We start from the raw sequence: 24549 nt of genomic DNA, 5'->3' as shown, positions 1-24549 counted from the left end.
AGGATCTGCATCTAACGGGCGATGCCGTGTTTACGCAGTTTTCTATAGAGGGTGTTGCGGCTGACGCCCAACTGTTCGGCCGTATGCGTCATATGCCAACGCGTTTGCTCCAGCACACTAAGCAACGCCAGCCGCTCGGCGTCATCCAGCGGATGTTCCGATTGCGCTTCTACGGCCACAACCTGCACCGGCCGAGCCTGACGAATCATCGCCGGCAAGTCTTCCAGTCCAATCCGTCCGCCCTCACACAACGCCGCCAACGTGCGCAGCACATTGCGCAGTTGCCGCACATTCCCCGGCCACGCATAACCCAACAACGCCTGACGTGCCGGCGCGTCGATCAGGACCGATTCCCCGCCGGCCTCTTCGGCCAGCAAGAAGTCGAGTAGCTGGGATTTATCCGTGCGATCACGCAACGCCGGCAGCGCAACCTCCAGCCCATTGAGCCGGTAGTACAAATCCTCGCGGAAGCTGCCGTCCTCCACCCGCTCCAGCAAATTGCGGTGAGTGGCGCTGATGATCCGCACATTGACCGACTCCGGTTCACCGCCAATCGGTACCACCTGACGATCTTCCAGCACCCTTAATAGCCGAGTCTGCAACGCCAGCGGCATGTCGCCGATTTCATCGAGAAACAACGTCCCGCCGTCAGCCTGCTGTAACTTGCCACGCATGCCTTCCTTGCGCGCGCCGGTAAAGCTGCCGCCGCGATAACCAAACAGTTCGCTCTCGATCAGGCTTTCAGGAATGGCCGCACAATTGAGCGCAACGAAGGCTTTTTCAGCCCGCTGGCTGGCCTGGTGCACGGCTTTGGCGAAGGCCTCTTTACCGGACCCGGTTTCACCATTGATCAACAACGGTACGTCCCGCTCAAACACGCGCAGGGATTTGCGGAAGTCTTCCTGCAACGCGGTATCGCCAATACAGATGTCCGACAGGCGCGCACGCTCAGGCATCACCGGAGTTTGAACCACCGGCACCGGAATACTGCGCGGCTGCCCCCGCAACACGGCAAACAGGCTGCGACCGTCACGGGTACGCAACGGCCAGCTGGCGTTGGCATTCACACTTGCTCGGCCGAGCAACTCATCCAGCGAACAATCAAAAAACATTTCCACCGGTTTGCCGAGCAACCCGCCACGAATATGCCCGAGCAGGTTCAGTGCACTCTGGTTGACCGCACTGATCCGCCCTTCCCCGTCGAACGCCAGCAACCCTTCGCTGAACAGTCCCACGGATTCGGCCTGCAGGTGAAAACGCAGCAACCATTGATTGTCGAAGTAACGCAGGAAATAGCAGCTCTCGATCATCTTCGCCGACAGATTGACCAGCGCCATGGTGTGGAACTGACTCTGCCGCGAGACCTCGTGACGCGCTGAAGACACGTCGAGCACCGCCAACAGTTCGCCGTGGGGGTCAAACACCGGGCTCGCCGAGCAGGTCAGGCCGGTGTGGCGACCGCGAAAGTGTTCGTCCTGGTGAATGGTCAGCGACTGTCGCTCCACCAAACAGGTGCCGATGCCGTTGGTGCCTTCGCAGGCCTCGCTCCAGTCGGCGCCCAGCCAGAGGCCGGCTCGCTCGAAGATCTTCCGTTCGGCAGGCGCGGTGACGCAATTGAGGATCACCCCGCGAGCGTCAGTCAGCAGGACCGCATGCCCGGCGCCGGACAGTTGCTGGTGAAGGCTGCTCATTTCGTTGCCGGCAATGTGCAGCACTTGCTGCAAGCGTTCGCGGCTTTCCAGGACACGGCCATGTTCAAGCACCGTCGGCGCCATGGTCAGGGCCGGGTCGAGGTGATAGTCCTCAAGGCAGCGCAGCCAGGAACGGGCAATCGATGGATCGCTGCCGGGACCGTGCAGGTGGGATTTCCCCTGGGTCACGGTCAACACTTGCTGGGCATGGCGACTCAAATGGTTGTCGTGCATTTCTTATTATTCTCCCCGCAGGGTTTGGCTCGCTTCCGTGTAGCAGCTGCCGAAGGCTGCGTCCGGCCGCGGAGCGGTCGTAAAACCTGTGGCCCGTATTTCATTGCTGAATCGAGGCGAGTGCTTCGCCCTCGAACGCAGCCTTCGGCAGCTGCTACATAGAACGTGACGCCGAGCATCCTCCAGCCTGACCTGCATTGCAATGCTGGCAAGACTGGTCAGTCACAGGCTGTGCCACAAACGGTACAAAGTGTCACGAGGCCTGTACCGAAAACGTCACGAGCGGGGTCCGCCCGTCCGACAAAAACCGCGCAAGGCCTTGATTTGCCTGACCTGCAAGGCAGTGGCCCGACCTTTGCTCTACGCTTATAACAAGCGCACATGCGCACCTCCCTTATAAGTACAAAAGCCAAGGAGAAATATCATGCGTTACGCTCACCCCGGTACTGAAGGCGCTATCGTTTCGTTCAAGAGCAAATACGGTAATTACATCGGCGGCGAGTTCGTCGCGCCTGTTAAAGGTCAGTACTTCACCAATACTTCGCCAGTCAATGGCCAACCGATTGCCGAATTCCCGCGTTCCACGGCCGAAGACATCGACAAGGCCCTGGACGCCGCCCACGCGGCCGCCGATGCCTGGGGCGCCACGTCCGCCCAGGCGCGCTCGCTGGTGCTGCTGAAAATCGCCGACCGCATCGAGCAGAATCTGGAACTGCTGGCGATCACCGAATCCTGGGACAACGGCAAAGCCGTGCGTGAAACCCTCAACGCCGACATCCCGCTGGCGGCCGACCATTTCCGTTACTTCGCTGGTTGCATCCGCGCCCAGGAAGGCAGTGCCGCCGAGATCGACGGCAACACCGTGGCCTATCACATCCATGAACCGCTGGGCGTGGTCGGGCAAATCATCCCCTGGAACTTCCCGATCCTGATGGCTGCCTGGAAACTCGCCCCGGCCCTGGCTGCCGGTAACTGCGTGGTGCTCAAGCCTGCCGAACAAACCCCGCTGGGCATCACCGTGCTCATGGAACTGATCGGCGACCTGCTGCCGCCAGGCGTGCTGAACGTGGTGCAAGGCTTCGGTAAAGAAGCCGGCGAAGCCCTCGCCACCAGCAAACGCATCGCCAAGATCGCCTTCACCGGCTCGACCCCGGTCGGCTCGCACATCATGAAATGTGCCGCCGAAAACATCATTCCGTCCACCGTGGAGCTGGGTGGCAAATCGCCGAACATCTTCTTCGCCGACATCATGCAAGCCGAAGAAACCTTCATCGAAAAAGCCGCCGAAGGCCTCGTGTTGGCGTTCTTCAACCAAGGCGAAGTCTGCACCTGCCCTTCCCGCGCGCTGGTGCAAGAGTCGATCTATGACGACTTCATGAAAGTCGTGATGAAAAAAGTGCTGTCGATCAAACGTGGCGACCCACTGGACACCGACACCATGGTCGGCGCCCAGGCGTCCGAGCAACAATTCGACAAAATCCTTTCGTACCTGGAAATCGCCAAGGGCGAAGGCGCCGAGCTGCTGACCGGCGGCAAGGTGGAAAAACTCGAGGGCAACCTGGCGACCGGGTATTACATCCAGCCGACCCTGCTCAAGGGCACCAATAAAATGCGCGTGTTCCAGGAAGAAATCTTTGGCCCGGTGGTGAGCATCACCACCTTCAAGGACGAAGCCGAAGCCCTGGCCATCGCCAACGACACCGAGTTCGGCCTGGGTGCCGGTCTCTGGACACGCGACATCAACCGCGCCTACCGCATGGGTCGCGCCATCAAGGCCGGCCGTGTCTGGACCAACTGCTACCACCTGTACCCGGCGCACGCTGCGTTCGGCGGGTACAAAAAATCCGGCGTCGGTCGTGAAACCCACAAAATGATGCTCGACCACTATCAGCAGACCAAAAACCTGCTGGTGAGCTACGACATCAATCCGCTGGGCTTCTTCTAAAACCCGGGGCGGCACAGGTATTCCTGTGTCGCCCCTCAACTAGCTTTCGCGAGCAGTCTCGCTCCCACATTTACACCGCGTTCCTCCTGTGGGAGCGAGCCTGCTCGCGAAGCGTTCTTATCGACAACATCAAAACATCGCCCTGCCGCTCTGGCACGGGCTTTGCGTGTCCGCTCCAGACGAAAACGCCGTACCCGAAAGTCCAACAGATCAAACAAAAAAACGACAGCGAGGACTTATGACTTCTTCCACACAGCTCAAACCCACACTCGGCACCTTGCATTTATGGGGCATTGCCGTCGGTCTGGTGATTTCCGGCGAGTACTTTGGCTGGAGTTACGGCTGGGGCACCGCAGGCACACTGGGTTTCCTCATCACCGCGTTGATGGTGGCGACGATGTACACCTGCTTCATCTTCAGTTTCACCGAATTGACTACCGCCATTCCCCACGCCGGCGGGCCGTTTGCCTATAGCCGGCGGGCCTTTGGCGAGAAAGGCGGATTGATCGCCGGCATCGCCACCCTGATCGAATTTGTCTTTGCACCACCGGCCATCGCCATGGCGATTGGTGCCTATCTCAACGTGCAATACCCGGAACTGGACCCGAAGATCGCGGCAGTGGGCTCTTATTTCGTGTTCATGGCGCTGAACATCCTCGGCGTCAGCATCGCCGCGACGTTTGAGCTGGTGGTCACCGTGCTCGCAGTCGCCGAATTGCTGGTGTTCATGGGCGTGGTCGCGCCAGGCTTCAGTTTCAGCAACTTCGTGCTCAATGGCTGGTCGGGCTCTAACGAATTCACCATCGCCTCGATCCCCGGAATCTTTGCGGCGATCCCCTTCGCAATCTGGTTCTTCCTCGCCATTGAAGGCGCGGCGATGGCCGCCGAGGAAGCCAAGGACCCGAAACGCACGATTCCCAAGGCGTATGTCAGCGGAATCCTGACCCTGGTGTTCCTCGCAATCGGCGTGATGGTGATGGCGGGCGGTGTCGGCGACTGGCGCCAGCTGGCAAACATCAACGATCCCCTGCCTCAGGCGATGAAAGCGGTGGTCGGCAACAATTCAAGCTGGATGCACATGCTGGTCTGGATCGGTCTGTTCGGTCTGGTGGCGAGCTTCCACGGGATCATCCTTGGCTATTCGCGACAGTTCTTTGCCCTGGCCCGCGCCGGCTACTTGCCTCGCGGCCTGGCCAAACTGTCGCGCTTTCAGACCCCGCACCGTGCAATCCTGGCTGGCGGCGTGATCGGCATCGCGGCGATCTACAGCGATGGCCTGGTCAACCTGCAAGGCATGACCCTGACGGCGGCGATGATCACCATGTCGGTATTCGGCGCCATCGTGATGTACATCATCAGTATGCTGAGCCTGTTCAAACTGCGTAAAACCGAGCCAAACCTGGAACGCACCTTCCGCGCGCCGGGCTACCCGATCGTGCCAGGGATCGCACTGTTCCTGGCCGTGGTGTGCCTGGTGGCGATGGCCTGGTTCAACACCCTGATCGGGTGCGTGTTCCTAGGCTTCATGGCCGCCGGTTACTTGTACTTCCAATTGACCGCCAAGCAGCGCTTCGATGCGCCGGCTGATGCCATGCTTACGGGTATCTAATTGCACCGGTGCCGGGCTTGTTGCCCGGCGCCTGCCATTTTGAAGTGCACACAGATCCAATTGTGGGAGCGAGCCTGCTCGCGAATACGGTCTGACATTCAGAACATGTATTGAATGACACACTGCATTCGCGAGCAGGCTCGCTCCCACAGGGTTCGGTGGTGTATTTGAGTCATCGATTAATTCAGGAGGACACCGTCCCATGGCCACCTTTGCCCATTCCGTCGGCGCCCAGACCTATCGCTTCGACACGCTCAAAGATGTCATGGCCAAGGCCAGCCCGGCACGCTCCGGGGATTTCCTGGCCGGCGTTGCTGCGCTCAACGATGGCGAGCGAGTGGCTGCCCAAATGGCCCTGGCTGACATCCCGCTCACCCACTTCCTGCAGGAAGTACTGATTCCTTACGAGGCCGATGAGGTCACCCGGCTCATCATCGACACTCACGATAAACAGGCCTTCGCGGTCGTCAGCCACCTCACCGTGGGCGGATTCCGCGACTGGTTGCTCAGCGATGCCGCCGACGAACAGAGCCTGCGCGCCCTCGCCCCCGGCCTGACCCCGGAAATGGCCGCCGCCGTGTCGAAGATCATGCGCGTGCAGGATCTGGTGCTGGTGGCGCAGAAAATCCGCGTCATCACCCAATTCCGCGGCACCCTCGGCCTGCGCGGCCGGCTCTCTACCCGTCTGCAACCCAACCACCCCACCGACGAACCGGCCGGCATCGCCGCGAGCATTCTCGACGGGCTGCTGTATGGTAATGGCGACGCGATGATCGGGATCAATCCGGCCACCGACAGCATCGCCTCAATCTGCGCCATGCTGGAAATGCTCGACTCCATCATCCAGCGCTATGAAATTCCCACTCAAGCCTGCGTTTTGACCCACGTCACCACGTCCATTGAAGCCGTGAATCGCGGCGTTCCGCTGGATCTGGTGTTCCAGTCAATTGCCGGTACCGAAGCGGCCAATGCCAGTTTCGGCATCAACCTGAACGTGTTACGGGAAGGTTACGACGCCGGTTTGAGCCTGAATCGTGGCACGCTCGGCCAGAACCTGATGTATTTCGAGACCGGCCAAGGCAGTGCCCTGTCAGCCAACGCTCACTACGGCATCGATCAACAGACCTGCGAAACCCGCGCCTACGCCGTGGCGCGACATTTCAAACCGTTTTTGGTGAACACGGTTGTAGGATTCATCGGCCCGGAGTACCTCTACAACGGTAAACAAATCATCCGCGCCGGCCTTGAAGACCACTTCTGCGGCAAACTGTTGGGCGTACCGATGGGGTGCGACATCTGTTACACCAACCACGCCGAAGCCGACCAGGATGACATGGACACCCTGCTGACCCTGCTGGGCGTGGCCGGGATCAACTTCATCATGGGCATCCCGGGCTCCGACGACATCATGCTCAACTACCAGACCACGTCGTTCCATGACGCCCTTTATGCCCGAAAAACCCTGGGCCTCAAACCTGCACCGGAGTTCGAACAGTGGCTGGCGAAAATGGGCATCTTCACTCAAGCGGATGGCAAGATTCACTTCGGCGACAGCCTGCCGTCGGCCTTCCACCAAGCGATGGCGCAACTGGGATGAGTGTTGAAATGGATAAACCACCCGTTGATCCACAGAACCCGTTGCTGGAACTGCGTCGCCTGACGCCGGCGCGGATCGCCCTCGGTAGAACCGGCACCAGCATGCCGACCAGCGCGCAGCTGGATTTCCAGTACGCCCATGCGCAAGCGCGGGATGCGGTGCACTTGCCGTTCGACGCTGCGGGGCTGAGCGCGCAATTGACCGAATGCGGGCGCGAGAGTGTCTTGCTGCATAGCGCGGCCATTGATCGAAACAGCTATTTGCAACGCCCCGATTTGGGGCGAAAGTTGAGCGAAGCGTCAGCGCAGACCCTGCGCGACTACGCGTTGGCCCATCCTGGCGGGGTGGATCTAGTGATTGTCGTCGCCGATGGTTTGTCGGCGCTGGCCGTTCATCGCCACACGCTGCCGTTTCTGGCGCGGATGGAAGAGCAGGTTTCAGCTGAAGGCTGGTCCCTGTCTCCGGTGATTCTGGTGGAACAAGGTCGCGTCGCGGTGGCCGACGAGATTGGCGAATTGCTGGGCGCGAAAATGGTGGTGATTCTGATCGGCGAACGCCCTGGCCTGAGCTCTCCCGACAGCCTGGGCTTATATTTCACCTATAATCCCAAGGTCGGGCTGACGGATGCTTATCGCAACTGCATTTCGAATGTTCGTCTCGAAGGGCTGAGTTACGGCATGGCGGCACACCGTTTGCTGTATTTGATGCGTGAAGCCTGCCGGCGGCAGTTGTCGGGGGTCAACCTGAAGGACGAAGCGCAGGTTCAGACGCTGGAGTCAGACGCTGGTGCGAACATGAAAGGTAATTTCCTACTGAGCCCGCTGAATACCTGAACCGTTTCTGGATTGCCTTTACCAGCTCTCTTCAGGCAGGATCGAAGCACGGCTCTCAGTGAGAAAAGTTTGCCGTCAGAGCACGTGAAGACAGCCACTTCAAGACGAGACCTACCATGCGGATTATTCAAGCGACCCTCGAACATCTGGACCTGCTGACCCCGTTGTTCGTCAAATATCGCGAGTTTTATGGTTCCCTGCCGTACCCGGACTCGTCTCGCGCATTCCTTGAGAAACGTCTGCGACGCAAGGAGTCAGTGATTTACCTGGCCCTGGCCGATGACGACACCAACAAACTGATGGGTTTCTGTCAGTTGTATCCGAGCTTCTCGTCCCTTTCGCTTAAACGCGTGTGGATTCTCAATGACATCTACGTGGCCGAAGACGCGCGCCGTCAGTTGGTGGCCGACAACCTGATCCGCACCGCAAAGAAAATGGCCAAGGAAACCAATGCCGTGCGCATGCGCGTTTCCACCAGCAGCAACAACGAAGTCGCGCGCAAAACCTACGAATCCATTGGGTTCAAGGAAGATACCGAGTTCAAGAACTACGTGCTGCCAATCAGCGACGAGCTCTGATTTACCCCGGATACCCTGTAGGAGCGAGCTCGCTCGCGATGGTCGTTAACGTTAACGCGCCAAGCCTGACACTGCGCGGTGTTCTCAGGCTTATCGCGAGCCAGCTCGCTCCTACACAAAAGAGGTCCCTGCCAACCACCGGTCTCTTCGACATCCCTCGCTACAAACTCGACACGTTTTTCACTTTTCAGCCCGTATAATGCTGCCCTTCCGGCTTGTAAGAAAAACTACACCCCTCTGTAGGCTTTCAAGAAGTCATCCGCACAGGTCTGCTGAGTCGGGCCATCACCATAGGTGCTTTCCATGGATTTCAACCCGCTTGACCTTATCCTGCATCTCGATGTTTACCTCGACCTGCTGGTGAACAACTACGGGCCATGGGTCTATGCCATTCTGTTTTTGGTGATCTTCTGCGAAACCGGCCTGGTGGTGACGCCGTTCCTGCCGGGTGATTCCCTGCTGTTTATAGCCGGCGCCGTTGCGGCCGGTGGCGGCATGGACCCGGTGCTGCTGGGCGGCCTGTTGATGCTGGCGGCGATTCTCGGCGACAGCACCAACTACTTGATCGGACGAACGGCCGGCGAACGGCTATTCAGCAATCCGAACTCGAAAATCTTCCGCCGCGACTATCTGAAGCAAACCCACGACTTCTATGACAAGCACGGCGGTAAAACGGTGACACTGGCGCGCTTCATGCCGATCATCCGCACCTTTGCACCGTTCGTCGCCGGCGTCGGCAAGATGCCTTACCCGCGCTTCTTTGCCTTCAGTGTCTTCGGCACGATCCTGTGGGTCGGCGGCCTGGTCACCCTCGGTTATTTCTTCGGTAATGTACCGTTCATCAAGAAAAACCTGTCGTTGCTGGTCATCGGCATCATCCTGCTGTCGTTGTTACCGATGATCATCAGCGTCATCCGCAGCCGCCTGAGTGGTTCGAACCCCAAAGCCGAGTCGCGCTGATTCGCAATGTGGTCCCTTAGCGCCTGGCGTCGCCAACGCCTGTTGGCCAAACACCCGATTGCCGACGACATGTGGCAGCGGGTGCGCCATCACCTGAGCTTTCTCGACGGTATCAGCGCCGCCGAAGACCAATGGTTGCGCGAAGCTAGCGTGCTATTCCTCCAGGATAAACACCTGACCGCCCTGCCCGGTGTCGAACTCCACCAGGAGCAATGCCTGCTACTCGCCGCCCAGGCCCAATTGCCGTTGCTGAACCTGGGCGATTTGAACTGGTATCAGGGCTTCCACGAAATCGTTCTCTACCCCGACGACTTCCTCAGCCCTCAACGCCATCGCGATGCCAGTGGCGTCGTGCACGAATGGGACGGCGAACACAGCGGTGAAGCCTGGCAGCAAGGCCCGATCATCCTCGCCTGGCCCGGCGTAATGGCCAGCGGTGGCTGGGAAGGCTACAACCTGGTGATCCACGAGCTCGCGCATAAGCTCGACATGCTCAACGGTGACGCCAACGGCCTGCCGCCGCTGCACCCCGACATGCGCGTCAGTGACTGGGCGAAAGTCATGCAACATGCCTACGATGACCTTAACCGCCACCTCGACCGCCATCCGCATGCCGAAACCGCCATCGACCCCTACGCCGCCGAGAACCCGGCCGAGTTCTTCGCCGTCACCAGCGAATACTTCTTCAGCGCCCCGGATTTGCTGCACGAGGCTTATCCACAGGTCTATGAGCAGCTGAAGCTGTTTTACCGGCAGGACCCACTGGCCCGATTGCGGCAACTTCTGGCCGAAGACCCTGTCTATCAGGCACGCGACTAGTGTCCTGCTTTATCGATACTGTTGTTCTTTTGACGAGTGGTCGTTGTGGCCAGGCAAGACGCCGCGACGAGTCATAGCCGGCGATGACGAGGAGTGGCAACGCAGCATGGCCGCGACGAACGCCGTCAAAAAGCCACAGTATCGGTGAGACAGGACACCTGGGTCTCTACGACCTCTGGTACGTGGCATCAGCGGTGGAATATGCCTATAATCGCCGCCACTTTTTGGTCAATCCGGCCAAGTGTTTTTGGTCAACTAACGGGGGCACCGCCCAATGAGCTACAGCAAGATTCCGGCTGGCAAAGACCTGCCGAACGACATCTACGTCGCGATCGAGATTCCGGCCAACCACGCGCCGATCAAATACGAAATCGACAAAGACAGCGATTGCCTGTTCGTTGACCGTTTCATGGCCACCCCGATGTTCTACCCGGCCAACTACGGTTTCATCCCCAACACCCTGGCTGACGACGGTGACCCCCTCGACGTGCTGGTCGTGACCCCTTACCCGGTGGCCCCAGGTTCGGTCATTCGCGCACGTCCGGTCGGAATCCTGAACATGACCGACGACGGCGGCGGCGATGCCAAAGTCATCGCTGTGCCACACGACAAGCTGTCCCAGCTGTACGTCGACGTGAAGGAATACACCGACCTGCCACCGCTGCTGATTCAGCAGATCGAGCACTTCTTCGCGAACTACAAAGACCTCGAAAAAGGCAAATGGGTGAAGATCGAAGGCTGGGCCGGTGCAGACGCCGCCCGCGACGCGATCATGAAGTCGGTTGCTGCCTATAAAGGCTGAGACGCCATTGGCCTCGTGCCACTGACGGCTTGAAAAAAACCCCGGTTGATCCGGGGTTTTTTGTGGGCGCCTATAAAGTGATTTTTAAACGGGCCGTTTACCTGCCGGCTGCACTCGTTTTTTCTTGTTTAAAAATCGCCAAACAGGTCTTACATCCAGTCTTAAAATTCCCTCGAATTTTGAACGGCTTGTTTATTCAAAGCCCCGCCCTGCGCCCGTAGACTCGTGTTTATGAAAAAGAACACTAGCGGTCCACGGTTTAAAGCCCTCCTCAAAGCGGCGAACATTACGACGACAGGATTCGCCGAGTTCCTGGACACGGCGCCGCAAAACGTCCACAACTGGTACACCCGCGGTGTGCCCGCCCACTGCATGGAAGAAGTAGCCCGAAAACTGTCCGTGAACAGCGACTGGCTGAAAACCGCCGAAGGCCCGAAAGACGCCAAACACCTGCGCCTGCTCGACGAATCCGGCAACACCTTCGACGCCCAGGCCATTCGCGGCATCTACACGGTCATAGAACCCACCGACGTTGAACTGACCTTCTACAAAGAAACGGCCACCGCTCCAGGCTCGACCAAAACCCATGTCATCGAAGACACCAGCCAACCCATTCGCCTGCCCCGCAGCCACCTGGACTCCCTGGAAATCAACCATGCAGACGCCATCTGCGCCTACATGATCGGCAACAGCATGGGCGAGAAAATCGAAGACGGCTCAACCGTGGCCATCGACCGCGGCCTGACGCAGATTGTTGACGGGGAAATTTACGCGATCGAACATGACGGCATGCTACGGATCAAATACCTGCACCGCATGCCCGGAAATGCACTGCGATTGCGCAGCCATAACCGCGCCGAGTACCCGGACGAAATCTTCAGAGCGCCGCAAATCGAAGAGCAGAACATCAGGGTATTGGGCTGGGTGTTCTGGTGGTCAACCTTGAACAAACGCCGACCACCCGTCCCCTTCCTATAACGACGCGCCCCTGTAGCAGCTGGCGAAGCCTGCGTCCGGCTGCGAAGCAGTCGTAAACCCGGTATCTGCGGTTTATCTGAAACATCGCGGTGAATGTTTTTGCGACTGCTTCGCAGCCGAACGCAGGCTTCGCCAGCTGCTACACATCACCGCAATCGCTCTCCCCGTACACCAAGCTGGGAATTCCCCAAAAAAATCAGTATGATGCGCCCCATATTTTGCGCATCGACCCGCCCCGCGGCCCAGATCGCACCGACAAGGCAGATGATTTTCTCGCCAAGTCCCACAGCCGGACGCAAGATCCGGGTGTACGTTTTGAAGGCTGGCGCGGTTTACCAAAAATGAACCAAGCCAGTCCCCGAGAAGCCGGCCACAAGCCGGCTTTTTAATTGTCCAAAATAATCCTATCCCATCCGAGAATTCTGCCGATAGCTTAGCTATCACGGGCGTTTCAGGCTCGTCCCTGTCCAATGGTGTTCAACGCCATTTGACCTCATCCGACGATGAAGTGGGGGGACAGGTGGGGGGACAAAGGGACGAGAGGGGAAATCAAATGGGTAAGCTGAATCCGAAACAAGTCGAAAATCTGACCGAACCCGGCACCTATGAAGATGGCGATGGGCTTCGCTTGGTCGTCAAACCAACCGGGCGCAAATCCTGGCTACTTCGCTTTCAACTGGCGGGGCGTCGTAGGGAGATGGGCTTAGGATCATTCCCCGAGGTCAGCCTCAAGAAGGCCAGACATGAAGCCAGTGTCAAACGCAGCCAATTGAACGACGGTGTAGACCCCCTAACCGCTCGCGACATCGAACGCGCTGCTCAGCGCGAAGCACAGCGAGCCAGCGAGGCGAAACAGCTAAAGTTCGAGACACTCGCGAAAGAGTACTGCGAAGCGCACGGGGGGACCTGGTCAGATAAGTGGCGTAAAGGCTGGCTTCGAAAACTGGAGCTGTATGCGTTTGACCACATCGGCAAACTGTCAGCCGAGGAGATTGGTACTCCCCAGATACTCAAGGTGCTGCAACCAATCTGGGCCACTAAGACCAGAACTGCCGACGAGCTACGTGGACAGATTGAACAGGTTCTCGATGCTGCAAAGGCACGCAACCTGCGAGAAGGTGAGAACCCTGCTCGCTGGCGCGGACATTTAGACAACCTGTTGAGCCGTGCTGAAAAGAAGAAGGCTCGGAAACGCGAGCACTTTGAAGCTTTGCGGTGGCAGGAGGTGCCGGCGCTGATGACCCAACTCAGGGAAAATACCACACCGCCATGTTGGGCCGCTCAACTGCTGATCATGACCGGCGCACGCGCGCACATGGTGAGATTCGCTCGCTGGGATGAGTTTGATCTAGAGGCTGCCACCTGGTCACTGCCAAGTGAGCGAATGAAAATGCGAGTAGCCTTCGTTGTCCCGCTTGCCAATGAGGCAGTAAAACTGCTTCAAGCTGTACCACGAGTTACAGGAAGCCCCTATCTATTCCCAGGACAGGGAAAAACCGGGGTTATGCACGCAAATGCCATACGCACACTACTGCATGGCATTGGATACAAGCACATTACGAGACACGGCTTTCGCTCTTCCTTTCGTGACTGGGCAAGCGAATGCACACATTACCCAAGGGAAGTTTGCGAGATGGCACTCGCACATGACGAACGTGATCAAACTGAAGGGGCTTATTCTCGCTCCGACTTCCTAGACAAACGTCGAGCACTAATGGTTGACTGGGCTCAATTCATACACCTGAAGCCACAAAGTTCCGAATAAGCACAAAAATCAACTAAAATTTTCAGAAAAGCTGCAAACCATGTCAACGCAACTTCAGGCAAAAATCAAAACAAAACCAAAGAGCATGGAACAATGTCCAAATACACTATTCACGAAGAGAAATTTTCCGGATTAAACAATCTTATCAATCTCGTCTCAAACACAAAACTCGATCAAAAAATCGATCAACTACTTCGCCAGGTTGAAGCTTCGAGCAAAGAGCTATATGGCGAATCAGAAAAAAACGAGTACTTCAAATGGATAATTAACGGCATAAATTCCGGAGAAATAAATAGAAGCTACATTAACGATGAACGCGCATTCCTTACGCTCAACAAAGTAACACCATTAGAAAACAAAGCGAAAACCCTTAACCTAGCAGCCATTTACACCCACACAGCAATAAAACTTAAAGAACACAATGAAATTTTACTGGCGTGGCATGCTGTTTCAGAGGCCAGTTATTTTGTCGGCCTCCGGGATGGGCTTTTTGACCCAACAGTACAAAATAAAATTCAGCGAGCTAGTAAAGGTGGCCAAGCGAACGCAAATAAAACAAAAAACTTCAAAAAATCAATTATTGAAGCACTGATCCTTTTACGACCTGAAAAAAACTGGACCAGCGCCAGCACAGCAACAGACCAAGTAGTCGCTCACTTGATTAATTCACCCACCCAAGAAAAAAGCAGTCAACCACAGAACCGTGATGACTTAATCGGAGCAGTACTAGATATGATATCTACTGACAAAGATGTAAAAATAGCTTTCAACACCCCAACTGCTGAAAATCACACCCATAAAAATCTAAAATAGGTCAACTATAAACAATAATCCAATTGCGAAAATTTCTTTGTAGCGCCGCCATATACAGGACACACCGGCCTAGCGAAGCTAGGCCATGACAGCGCAAAACCTTAGAAAGCTTTACAGAGCTCTACGTATTGAGTTCCATTTCTACTGAAAAAATTGACTCTATTCTCTATGTATAGTTTTTCCAAAGCGCTGTCCAAGCGCTTTTTATCCCTAAGCTTGTTTGGTCCATATTGGCGAATACGGGTTTTGCTTATCCGAAAATCTCCTCTTTTCCTTTCTAACAACAGCCACTCCTCTAAAACTATCGCGTCCAATTCCTCTTGAGACTTTGGCAAAAACAGTTTGTAAAACTCGTCAGAACACCAAAGACAAAAATCAATTGAAAACTGAAGTGTGCTCCATGATACATCCCCCTCAAACCCTTCAAAATGGTGCAGTAGGGCTGCGACTCTAGCAATATTATCAGCTAACTTAGAGGCATGATCACTCATCTGATCAAATCGCCCTTTTACTTTAATGTTAGACTCAATTTCGTTGTAAACTCTCAGCCATACTTCCCCGGCTTCCGGCGTAAAGTTAATAACTTCGCGCTTTTTACAAGGCGTACTCAATAAAGCCGAGTTCAGCTCAAGAATTTCGGTCAATCGTGAAGAAAATTTATCGCGATGCTCCCAAGAAATAGTTTCGTTCTTAAGAAACCTTGTACCTTGTGTCGATTTAGGACAGCAAACTAAAAACCTAGCCCAGAGACCAGAGCCACGAGACTTCTCCCCAACTTTCTTAATATATTCGTTGAACGCACTTCTTTGCGACATTATCGACACAGTCAAGCGCCCACCAACAATCTCATAACTTTCAACTGTTTTTCGATCAACAGTTATAGAGTCCCCACTCCAAATAGCATTATGCTTAGACAAGTCAGCTAATGCCCGACCATTCAGCACTCCTCCTCCCTCACTAGATACCAGTCCGGCCGATGGCAAATTCTGATAAAGGCCTAAAAATAACGCTTCAGCGGTTGAGTCTTCATATAGCATCTTAAATTGCTTGGGCTCCAACGGTCGAGTATACCCGTGCTTGATCAACCGCTGTTCGGCATCCTCCGAACACTCATCATCACGAGTGAGTTTAGCTATTTGCTTAAGTATTACTTTATTTTTTGTATCCCATATTTTCAGCTTCAACCCCCACTCCTTTAGCTCGGACTGGTGCGCAACTCCTTTCATTTTTTGAAAGTTACGAATCGGTTCAAAGAAAATATTTTCTGCCGTTGACTTTCGCTCTCCCGAATCCGCAATAGACAACAGCATTAGTGACATTGGAACGCTTTGACCAATTGGCTTACGGACATCAAAAAGCCCCTGAACACTGATGGCAATTGCAGACATGGCCCCAAAGAAAATTAGTGGTCGTGGAGCTTGGATGTTGTTTTCAGCTTCATCCACGGCCGCCTTCAAGATCGGCAGGCATGCAAAGGACGGGAAAGGCACTCCAATTTTCGGTAGCACGGACTCCCGATAACGATCAGAGATCATTCCTCGTACCCCCGTAAAATACCTGCACCCGCAATCACTCTTGAATCAATCCAATGGCAGATATCCGACTCGATCCAGCCAATAGCCCCCCTCGCTCCAAGTGAGAGCTTTATCGGACGTGGAAAAGTGGGGTTGTATCGTGGCGAACATGGATTCATCCAGTCGTAAACCGTCGACCGCCCCACCCCAAGACGCTCTTGCAGCGTCTTCAAACGCAAGATCTTGATGAAAGCTTTACCTGGCCCATCCTGAACCGAAAGCCTACGAGCTTCGTCTACTTCAACTGCACACATCGCACCACCCCTCTAGAAAATTCGAGATGACGCAATGCTACGCAGATGTTTTTTTTACTTGACCGCCCCCGCTTACATTACTTTTTTACCGTAAGCACCCCCCTTGAAAAAAAACAAAAAACATGGCAGGCAAAGCTTAAGAAAACAGCATTTATTTACACAACAATGACTTCTTTACCTGCTATTCCCGCTATTCGTAGCGGGAATAGCAGGTGACGGCTGCCTGCGATACACAAAAAATCCCAATCAAAAAAATCTTGGTCATACATCACGAACCTGCACCTATCCGCATCCCCCCTCAGACTCCGCAGCTCACCACTCAAGCAAATCACATACGCGCCCTGCTTGATGGGCGCTATGCCGTGCAATGACTTTATCCCAAACCTCTCGATAGGAATCCTGTACATGACCACTCAATGCCCACGCTGTCACTCCACTGCTGTCATCACCAAGGATTTAGCCAGGAAAGTCGGCGCCCTGATCGGCACCGTCGGTGGCGCTGCCCAAGGAGTCACCGGTGCCATGGCCGGCGCCGAGGTTGGCGCAATCATCGGTGTCGTGGCTGGCCCCGCCGGTGCCATTGCTGGCGGTATGGCCGGAGCCATACTCGGCGGGTTAGCCGGCGCGGCGACCGGCTGTATCGCGGGCGCCAAACTCGGTGAAGTCATCGATGAGCGGGTTTTGGACAATTACGTTTGTCTCGACTGCGGACTTTCGTTTAGCTGCCGTCATTCCACTTGAACTGCTCATCTCCCGCTTGACGTAACTGCTGCTCCCATCTGATCCATCGCTACCCCCTCTCTATCAACACCCCGCACGCCGATTGATCCCTGCTGAATGCTCAGCGGCTTCGCCGTGCGCCTATGAAAAGGAAGATCCCTATGGCACACCTCATCGAACACATGGCTTACGTTGGCGCTACGCCCTGGCATGGCCTGGGCAATCAGCTCTCGCCCAAGCAACCGCTGGAAGTCTGGCAACAAGAAGCCGGCATGAACTGGCAGATCCAGGAATCACCAGTGCGCTTCATGGCGGATGCCGTCGGCCATCTCAGCACCATCCATACGTTTCCCGAACAGAAAGTGCTCTACCGTTCGGACAGCAAAGAAGCGCTGTCCGTGGTCTCGCAACGCTACCAGGTGGTCCAGCCGCGTGAGGTCCTAGAGTTTTATCGGGACCTAACCGAACACTCGGGTTATGAACTGGAGACCGCTGGCGTGCTGAAAGGCGGACGCAAGCTCTGGGCACTGGCGAGGACCGGACAGTCGACTGCAATTAAAGGTAATGACGTGGTCAATGGCTATTTGCTGCTGGCAACGTCCTGTGACGGCACACTAGCCACCACTGCAACTCCCACCACCGTTCGCGTGGTCTGCAATAACACACTGACCATATCTCTAAGCGGAGCCACCCGCGCAATCAAGGTTCCACACAGCATGCGCTTTGATTCGCAGGCAGTAAAAAAACAACTAGGCATCGCCGTTTCGCAGTGGGACGAATTCATGTATCGGATGCGCACCCTCTCGGAACGCAAGGTTCAGTGGACGGAAGCCATGAGCTTCTTCATGGAGGTGCTGTGCGACACCAGCGCGCATGATCCTATTCCCAATGTACTGCCCAATAAACGAGCGATGGAGAAGGTACAGAGCCTGTATGAAGGCAAAGGCCGAGGATCTGAAATGGAGTCCGCTCGCGGAACAGCATGGGGCTTGCTGAACGCCGTGACTGAATACGTGGATCATGAAAGGCGCGCCAGGAGCCATGAGTATCGAATGGATTCGGCTTGGTTTGGGCAGGGCGCAGTAGTTAAACAGAAAGCTCTCAATGCAGCCTTACAACTCGTTGCGTGAACCGTCAAACCACAGCTCTGCCGAGCGCTCTCGTCTAAAGGGGCGTTCGGAATCATTTAATCCCAACACCCTCTTCCTTGTAACTGCGCTCCCTCCAGTGCTTTTACGCGTTCGTGATAGGAATACCAGCATGAAATATCCCAAGCTCAAAGCCGGTGAAACGTCCGACACATATGTCATCGAATCACCAGTCACCGAGGCCGACATCCTACAGATGGCAAAACAACTCGCGATGTATCGTCTATCTAAAGGACGGGCGTTGACTGAGCGCAGACTCGTCTTCAGTCATCTACAAACACTGCTGCAATTCCATGATTATGAGGTCCTTGCTTTGTTGCTGCTCGATACCGAGCACCGGGTTATTGGCTTTAGAGAACTATTCAGGGGCGCATTGGAGGTTGCCTGCGTGTCCTCTCGGGAGGCGGTCAAGATCGCCTTGGAGCACAACGCCGCAGCCGTGATTCTGGTGCATAACCATCCTTCCGTTGACCCGGAGCCCTGTCAAGCAAATCGCGAACTGACCACAACCCTTAAAAACGCCCTCAACCTGATTGGCACCCAAATATTGGATCATGTGGTCGTGACTTATGAGGGCTGTGTATCGCTGACAGAACAGGGACAACTATAGGAGCGCTTTGCCCTTAGCACGCACCAAGTAACCAGTTCATGGGGGCGCCCGCTACGCCCCCAACAGAAACCAATATCCCTTCAACTTAAGGAGATGAGCCAGCACGATTGATGCTGAATTGTAGACTTTTCAAACAATTTCACTATGAATACGGCCAGTCCGAAAGCTTCTAGCCCCAGCCGGCTTTTTACGCTGATGCTGACACTGCATGACCTTGATGACCTATCGGCCTGCCTCCCTACCCATCGAGTGATCAATTGAAACTCGCCACTCAGCTCCGACTGTATCCAAACCCATGCTGACCATCCCCATAGGCCTTTGTGGCGGCTTTACAGAGATAGCTCGCCCTGAAGAAAAGTTCTCGCTGCTCCCGCTCATCATCTCTATGCAAGTGGTAGGCAGCGTTATCGGGGATATGTACCAAGCCACTAGCCTCGTCGACAGATAGCCTCAGAGCACTGGCCCAGGCTTCTACAAGGCGATTGAAGATGTTATCCCGGCCTGGTTCGAATTTACCAAGCGCATTGAACGCATCGCGATTGAGCAGGATGAGAACGTGGTAATGGGGTTTACCCGAGCACCCGAACTCCCTCGCCCAAACATACCGCACTTTAGTGTCATGGATATACTTTCTCGACAAACCAGCTTTCAATCGATTGTGCCTAATCTTTGCTTTAAATGACTCCAGAAAACGATCTATCACCTCGTTCGTATACAGGTGGTCAGGCAGGTCTAAATCAGCGGGGAAGCGCAGATCAAATCTGAAGGCAAAAATACGCGGGCAATCATCGAGTGCTCGCTGAATTACCCTATTAAGATTATTTAGGTAGCTTCGAACAAAAGGCCCTTTACTCACCTGAACAGGCCAGCCAATGAAATGTTCCTCACGGCACAGCGTGAGATTAGAGTTTTCTGGATGACGTTTCATAACCGATACTCCGACATGTTAATTACATATCGGAGGGATGCGTAGTAATTTTTTACGACTACTATTGTGCCAAACTCATCTATCTTATCTAGATAGACCATGTCATGCATCACGCAAGCTCCAACCTGATAATCAGATACATAACTTAAATAAGCGATATCAATTATATTAGTTAGCAAGAGATACTTAATTAACAACGGAAAGCACATTACAATAAAAAATGAGCCAACTAACCCCCGTGCAACGAACGGAATCTCAGCATTACGTGAAGAGCAGAGTTAGCACTACACATCAACGTAGCAGCACATATAAACATAGTGCATATAAACATATTACCAATACCGAGAATCTACCCAGCGGCATTACAGGCATGCTACAACAAAAACACCCAGTACACCGCCTAATTACCACACATCTTAACTCTGGAGAAATAACACCATAGCCATAGGATGCCCAACTATGGTTTCAAGGATTTTTCCCTTATCCTGGCAACCAAATCGTGCATGCCCAAAAACTGTCTAGTGTCGTAATCGCGAGCACGAAACCAGTCAGCACCTTCAAGTGGATTGCGCCCACTGACGTTTAGCGATTTATCAGCCTCAGTTCAGATGCTGGATCTGCCATCCCTGTTCTCTCAGCAGTTCCTGATTGCGTTCGTATCGCTGACCGGTACCCAGAGATCCATTACGCATTGCCAGGCACAACAGGTGAGTCGGTCGGGTCATCGCAACGTACATCTCCATCAACCGCTTACGTTTGGCGTCATTATCGCACCGAGTACCGTTTTGATTTTGGCCTGAAAGCCAAGGCATAAGCGAGTGCAGGAAATGTGAACGGTTAAAAGTCTCCAATACCAGAGTCGCCGCATGGGTTTCCCCCTTGGCGATGTGGATCGAGCCGAGCTTGATGTCCACATGCGAACCATTATGGATGCATCGGTAGTGGTTAACTTTGGTAGCCTCCAAACTCTCTTCGACTCGCTGAAGTGTGCCGGGGGCCAGTTGAGGAGCACCCACTGCAGGCACGCCAACCTGAGCGTTCCAAGCAAGGAATGTGTTGGCCTCAGGTTCGTACTCATTCCCTCCACCTATCAATGCGCCGATTTGCCTAAATCTTTGTATAGAACCGGTCCATGTGGCCTCGTCAATAACTTCAGTAGTGAAAAGGACTCTTGTGATCAGCACGCGATAGTCAACTCGGAGCTCAGGATGAGCTGCGAGGATTTCTTCTAAATGTTGATGCAGCCTCCCGCGCCCTCTGAACGGCGCCGGCGGTGCCAGTAGGTTTGCTAAACGCACAATGCCTGCTGCGATCTGCTCTAGCCCCAGGTGCGCGGTACTTCCGATTGCTGCCAGTTGCCTGGCCGCATATAGATGCTCCAATAACGTCGCAGGACGGTGATTGGTACGGCTGGCACTTGGCATGTAATCCTGCCAGAAGTGGGAAACCGTTTTAGGGTAATGCGCAACGTTCATACCGGCCAGGTCGATTATTTTGTGAACCGCACCCAGGGCTGTGACGGGAGTTTTTGCTATCAGCGCCGGTGGTAGGTGTTGGAGTACTAACTGTCCATAAGCATCCAGCACGCCTGAGGTGTCATCATCAGGAAAAACAAAAATCGTATGAGGAATCTGTGCGGCACCAGGCTCGACTTGTCGGGCCCCAAGGAGACCATCTGGAATGATTGGCGTGAACGCAAATCGACTGGCGAGCGCCGCAATCGACGAGTCGAATCGAAAGCTGTCGGCGATCGCCGCACACCTTGCCAGGTCGGGGAAATTATCCACAGCGAGAACATCTTCTTGCTCAAAAATCGCCTGGTTTGGATCTCCAACACGCATCACACAGATAAGAGGATTATCCCTGGGGAAGAGATCCCTCAACATGCCATTTTGCATTTCCGACGTATCCTGCATTTCGTCGATAAGAACACAGGGAAAGCGGTGTTGCAGCGTCGACGCGACACCAGGATGCTGGTCAAGAAGCGCCTTACCAAGCAGAAAGATTTCGTCGTAGCAGAAATAGCCAAGCCTTGCGGCCTCCCTCAGTGCGAGTGATGCGATTTTATGCGTTGGAGTATGTTCACCACTGGGGAAACGTGCACCGGCAAGCGGAGTATCAAAATTGGTGCTGGTGATTCGCAATGACTCGAAGGATATATGGTTACGCTCAAGGTAACTCACGAGGAAAGAGTAACGTTGACCGCCAAGTATTCTTCGCCGGGCATTGAACGTGAGCTCGTTATCGATAGCTGTGAGCGGGTATCCCGCTGATAGCAGCCATGGTTTTGCTAGAAATTTACTGACGAAGCTATGGATGGTATCGATGAAGTGAGGGTACCGCAGGAGACGTTGTCCAACATCTGTGCCGCCAAGCCTGCGCTCTATCTCTTCTCGCGCTACGTTGGTGTGAGACAGGATGCAAAGGCCTTGCGTCGAGCTCTTCCACTTATTAGCGAGGATCGCAAGCTTCGCGACAACCAACGTGGTTTTTCCGCTGCCTGGACACGCTGAGATGTCCAACGTTTCTAGTGACTTCAGAAACCGCCGGCGAGGTTCATCAAGCCCTCTGAGCTTCATAAGACTGCAGACCCACTCGATATCTTCGTCGAGGATCGGGTCGACCATTTCACGGAAAGGCCTCATGGCTCGACCTCTGCAGCGGCAATCTGTTCGTCCATTGGCGTCGTTGCAAATTCGATTGCGCTCACGATGTAGGGTGGCAGCGAAGCTCTGAGCTGTTCAGCCGTCATCGTGCCCTCCTCAATTGCATCTTCCAAAAGCTCAGCAAGATACTGTGCGGTGATCGCCTTCGAGGCTTTACCCTTGGTGAACATCTTGTAGACCCAAGAACAAAGTTCTGCCGTGTTTTGCGACGCGGCTTCGATGGCCAAAAAGGAGGTATGAGCCTCACGAAGTACGACTTCCCTAGTCTTACGATCCTCATTCAGCGGGTCGTCATTCACAGCAAGCGTCGCAGCGAGGTAAACCTCTTTTGCCAGTCCGCACGCAGCAAGGTCGTACTCAAGTGTCCAGTGATCTGCAATGAATGTGGCCACATTTTGTCCGTCACCTTCCCCAAGCTTATTGCGCCGAGCAATCAGGGCTGCGGCCTGCTCCTCAGGAGTCGTACCAAAATCTCTTAATGCTTTCCAACGACGAGTGGGGCTTGCCCATTTAGCGTCATCATTGTTGGCTACCAGGCCTAAGATCTGAGGCGCGCAGTCAGGCATGACGTCCATATCAGCAAGGCAAGCGGTCGGAATTTTTAGCTGTCCTTCTCCTGGATTTCGGCGCTGAAGAATTCGCGCGTAGCGGCGCAACCCTGTCCCGCCTACATTCACAACCGAAACACCGTGCTCGGTTAGATCCCGGCCAATCAGTGACGCAATGGTTGGCAGTAAAATCGACTCTCCATCCCCCTCTACGATGAGCAGGCCACGGGAAAAGAATAGATTTGCCTTCGTGACATCGAGAAAGCGATCTAGAAAGCGGTAATCACCCGTACTGAGTTCAGTCTGACCATCAGTCAGAGAGTAAGCGCGCTGGCGATGCATGAGCACCAGGTTCTTCAGTGGGATTTTTGAGCTCAAGTTTGGGCTATGGGTCGACAGAATCACTTGGACGGGACGCTGATCGGATCCTGGAGGCGGCTTAGCGGCCGACTCTAGAAACTGCATCAACCTGAGTTGACGCTGTGGATGCAAGTGAGCCTCGGGCTCCTCAATCAGTAGCAATGGAAGGCCTTCTCGCTCCTTGCCCAGCAGTAACAACTCGCAGGCCATGAAAAGCAGGTTATTTGACCCCAAGCCGTAAGTCCCTCGTGCTGCCCCCGTGTTCTCCAGCAATCCTAGCTCAAGGCGTTCTAGGATCTGACGTAGCTTCGCTGCTTCAGTAGCTCCCTCTGCGAAGCTGATACGCCCATGCAACTGCTCGCCTGACAGCGAAAGCAGCTTGAGGTAATCATCATTGATGGCGGTCTGCGCGCTGCTAACGCCTGGATGACCATCGACCAAGTGTCGAAGGTAGTCTGACATTCCGGCGAGATTCAGTGCCGCAGCGTCTGCAAAAGTGGCTGGCAGGTTGGTGGCTTCTAAAGCATTGCCCTGTGTGATGTCTGGGAAATTGCTGAGGATTTGCGACAGACGAGAGCCTCGTCCAGGGGACATCTCGCGCTCCGCATCCCTAAGTGGACGTAGATAAGCGGCGGCAAGCAGCTGACGAACATTGGAATCCAAGCTCGGGCCGCTTCCGTCTTTGCCAGTACGTACGGAGATATCCACCCATCGACGCGCAGCGGCTGACTCGCTGAGCCGCCTTGCTGTCCAGTACACATAGAGGGAAATCTCTGCGTCCTCATAGGTCAGGTATTCAGCGAAGGCACCCTGCTCCGCTCGCGAAAGCTTAGAGAACTGACACAGAAGCGTGATCTCGCTTTTCTGTGTCTGGTTGGGAGTGATGTGAAAGTCTTCAGGTTGCAAGCGCATGAAGTCGGCGTCGCGCGTTTGCAAGACATGGCGGATGGCATCGATGACGGCCGTCTTGCCGGCATCGTTTTCCCCTACAAGCGCTGTCACTCCCTCATGAAACTTGATGGTGAACGCCGGGGGAGTATCACCAAACTGGCGGAAGTTTTTGATAGACAGGGCAGACAGGTACATCTCGCACTCCTTGCAGACGTAATAAGGCCAC

General features: G+C 54.8%; 21 protein-coding genes. 15 read left to right on the top strand and 6 right to left on the bottom strand.

Going from position 1 to position 24549, the window contains the following annotated elements:
* Positions 1 to 11 precede the first annotated feature (11 nt).
* A complete protein-coding gene (locus ACM6IR_RS27445; protein ID WP_414910595.1) occupies positions 12 to 1925 on the bottom strand; it encodes a sigma-54-dependent Fis family transcriptional regulator in 1914 nt (637 codons plus the stop codon).
* A gap of 424 nt (positions 1926 to 2349) precedes the next feature.
* Between ACM6IR_RS27445 and ACM6IR_RS27440 the strand changes: the two genes are divergently transcribed.
* From ACM6IR_RS27440 to ACM6IR_RS27385, 12 genes are all read left to right on the top strand, one after another.
* Entirely contained in the window at positions 2350 to 3870 is a 1521-nt protein-coding gene (locus tag ACM6IR_RS27440; protein WP_169372910.1) for an aldehyde dehydrogenase family protein, read from the top strand.
* A 238-nt stretch (positions 3871 to 4108) separates the two neighbouring features.
* Positions 4109 to 5479: an ethanolamine permease gene (gene eat, locus ACM6IR_RS27435; RefSeq protein ID WP_414910594.1), complete on the top strand. Its 1371-nt coding sequence runs from the start codon at positions 4109 to 4111 to the stop codon at positions 5477 to 5479.
* 202 nt (positions 5480 to 5681) lie between these two features.
* Positions 5682 to 7076 (top strand): ethanolamine ammonia-lyase subunit EutB, encoded by a 1395-nt coding sequence (locus ACM6IR_RS27430; RefSeq protein WP_414910593.1) that lies wholly within the window; start codon positions 5682 to 5684, stop codon positions 7074 to 7076.
* Positions 7077 to 7084: 8 nt separating this feature from the next.
* A complete protein-coding gene (gene eutC / locus ACM6IR_RS27425) occupies positions 7085 to 7909 on the top strand; it encodes an ethanolamine ammonia-lyase subunit EutC (RefSeq protein ID WP_414910592.1) in 825 nt (274 codons plus the stop codon).
* A 116-nt stretch (positions 7910 to 8025) separates the two neighbouring features.
* A complete protein-coding gene (locus tag ACM6IR_RS27420) occupies positions 8026 to 8487 on the top strand; it encodes a GNAT family N-acetyltransferase (protein ID WP_414910591.1) in 462 nt (153 codons plus the stop codon).
* A gap of 303 nt (positions 8488 to 8790) precedes the next feature.
* A complete protein-coding gene (locus tag ACM6IR_RS27415; RefSeq protein WP_414910590.1) occupies positions 8791 to 9447 on the top strand; it encodes a DedA family protein in 657 nt (218 codons plus the stop codon).
* 6 nt (positions 9448 to 9453) lie between these two features.
* Positions 9454 to 10266: a zinc-dependent peptidase gene (locus tag ACM6IR_RS27410; protein ID WP_414910589.1), complete on the top strand. Its 813-nt coding sequence runs from the start codon at positions 9454 to 9456 to the stop codon at positions 10264 to 10266.
* Positions 10267 to 10540: 274 nt separating this feature from the next.
* Positions 10541 to 11068: an inorganic diphosphatase gene (gene ppa, locus ACM6IR_RS27405; protein ID WP_414910588.1), complete on the top strand. Its 528-nt coding sequence runs from the start codon at positions 10541 to 10543 to the stop codon at positions 11066 to 11068.
* A 231-nt stretch (positions 11069 to 11299) separates the two neighbouring features.
* Positions 11300 to 12046, top strand: coding sequence for a S24 family peptidase (locus ACM6IR_RS27400; protein WP_414910587.1), 747 nt, complete (start codon positions 11300 to 11302; stop codon positions 12044 to 12046).
* A gap of 89 nt (positions 12047 to 12135) precedes the next feature.
* Positions 12136 to 12435, top strand: a complete 300-nt coding sequence (locus ACM6IR_RS27395; protein WP_414910586.1) for a hypothetical protein — start codon at positions 12136 to 12138, stop codon at positions 12433 to 12435.
* Between the two features lie 164 nt (positions 12436 to 12599).
* The gene (locus tag ACM6IR_RS27390; protein WP_414910585.1) at positions 12600 to 13811 is read left to right on the top strand and encodes a tyrosine-type recombinase/integrase; all 1212 of its coding nucleotides are present in this window, start codon (positions 12600 to 12602) and stop codon (positions 13809 to 13811) included.
* 93 nt (positions 13812 to 13904) lie between these two features.
* Positions 13905 to 14624 (top strand): hypothetical protein, encoded by a 720-nt coding sequence (locus tag ACM6IR_RS27385; protein WP_414910584.1) that lies wholly within the window; start codon positions 13905 to 13907, stop codon positions 14622 to 14624.
* A 101-nt stretch (positions 14625 to 14725) separates the two neighbouring features.
* Here ACM6IR_RS27385 and ACM6IR_RS27380 read toward each other — a convergent pair whose 3' ends face one another.
* Together ACM6IR_RS27380 and ACM6IR_RS27375 are read right to left on the bottom strand one after the other, a co-directional pair.
* Positions 14726 to 16069, bottom strand: coding sequence for a YfjI family protein (locus tag ACM6IR_RS27380; protein WP_414910583.1), 1344 nt, complete (start codon positions 16067 to 16069; stop codon positions 14726 to 14728).
* Between the two features lie 86 nt (positions 16070 to 16155).
* Positions 16156 to 16452 (bottom strand): helix-turn-helix transcriptional regulator, encoded by a 297-nt coding sequence (locus ACM6IR_RS27375; RefSeq protein WP_414910582.1) that lies wholly within the window; start codon positions 16450 to 16452, stop codon positions 16156 to 16158.
* A gap of 405 nt (positions 16453 to 16857) precedes the next feature.
* Here ACM6IR_RS27375 and ACM6IR_RS27370 point away from each other — a divergent pair, with 405 nt between their 5' ends.
* The 3 genes from ACM6IR_RS27370 (at position 16858) to ACM6IR_RS27360 (ending at position 18930) form a co-directional block, all read left to right on the top strand.
* The gene (locus ACM6IR_RS27370) at positions 16858 to 17193 is read left to right on the top strand and encodes a hypothetical protein (protein WP_414910581.1); all 336 of its coding nucleotides are present in this window, start codon (positions 16858 to 16860) and stop codon (positions 17191 to 17193) included.
* 140 nt (positions 17194 to 17333) lie between these two features.
* Entirely contained in the window at positions 17334 to 18302 is a 969-nt protein-coding gene (locus ACM6IR_RS27365) for a DUF932 domain-containing protein (protein WP_414910580.1), read from the top strand.
* 130 nt (positions 18303 to 18432) lie between these two features.
* Positions 18433 to 18930 (top strand): JAB domain-containing protein, encoded by a 498-nt coding sequence (locus ACM6IR_RS27360; RefSeq protein ID WP_414910579.1) that lies wholly within the window; start codon positions 18433 to 18435, stop codon positions 18928 to 18930.
* A 271-nt stretch (positions 18931 to 19201) separates the two neighbouring features.
* Here ACM6IR_RS27360 and ACM6IR_RS27355 read toward each other — a convergent pair whose 3' ends face one another.
* The 3 genes from ACM6IR_RS27355 to ACM6IR_RS27345 all read right to left on the bottom strand — a co-directional run bounded on the left by ACM6IR_RS27355 (position 19202) and on the right by ACM6IR_RS27345 (position 24518).
* Positions 19202 to 19858, bottom strand: a complete 657-nt coding sequence (locus tag ACM6IR_RS27355; RefSeq protein ID WP_414910578.1) for an inovirus Gp2 family protein — start codon at positions 19856 to 19858, stop codon at positions 19202 to 19204.
* Positions 19859 to 20457: 599 nt separating this feature from the next.
* Positions 20458 to 22503, bottom strand: a complete 2046-nt coding sequence (locus tag ACM6IR_RS27350; RefSeq protein ID WP_414910577.1) for a UvrD-helicase domain-containing protein — start codon at positions 22501 to 22503, stop codon at positions 20458 to 20460.
* Positions 22500 to 24518, bottom strand: a complete 2019-nt coding sequence (locus ACM6IR_RS27345; protein WP_414910576.1) for an ATP-dependent nuclease — start codon at positions 24516 to 24518, stop codon at positions 22500 to 22502. Before ACM6IR_RS27345 ends, ACM6IR_RS27350 begins: the two co-directional genes overlap by 4 nt.
* Positions 24519 to 24549: the final 31 nt, after the last annotated feature.

The sequence above is a fragment of the Pseudomonas sp. IT-P253 genome (assembly GCF_949768125.1).
Lineage (GTDB): Bacteria > Pseudomonadota > Gammaproteobacteria > Pseudomonadales > Pseudomonadaceae > Aquipseudomonas.
This window is presented reverse-complemented; position numbering and strand designations above follow the sequence as displayed.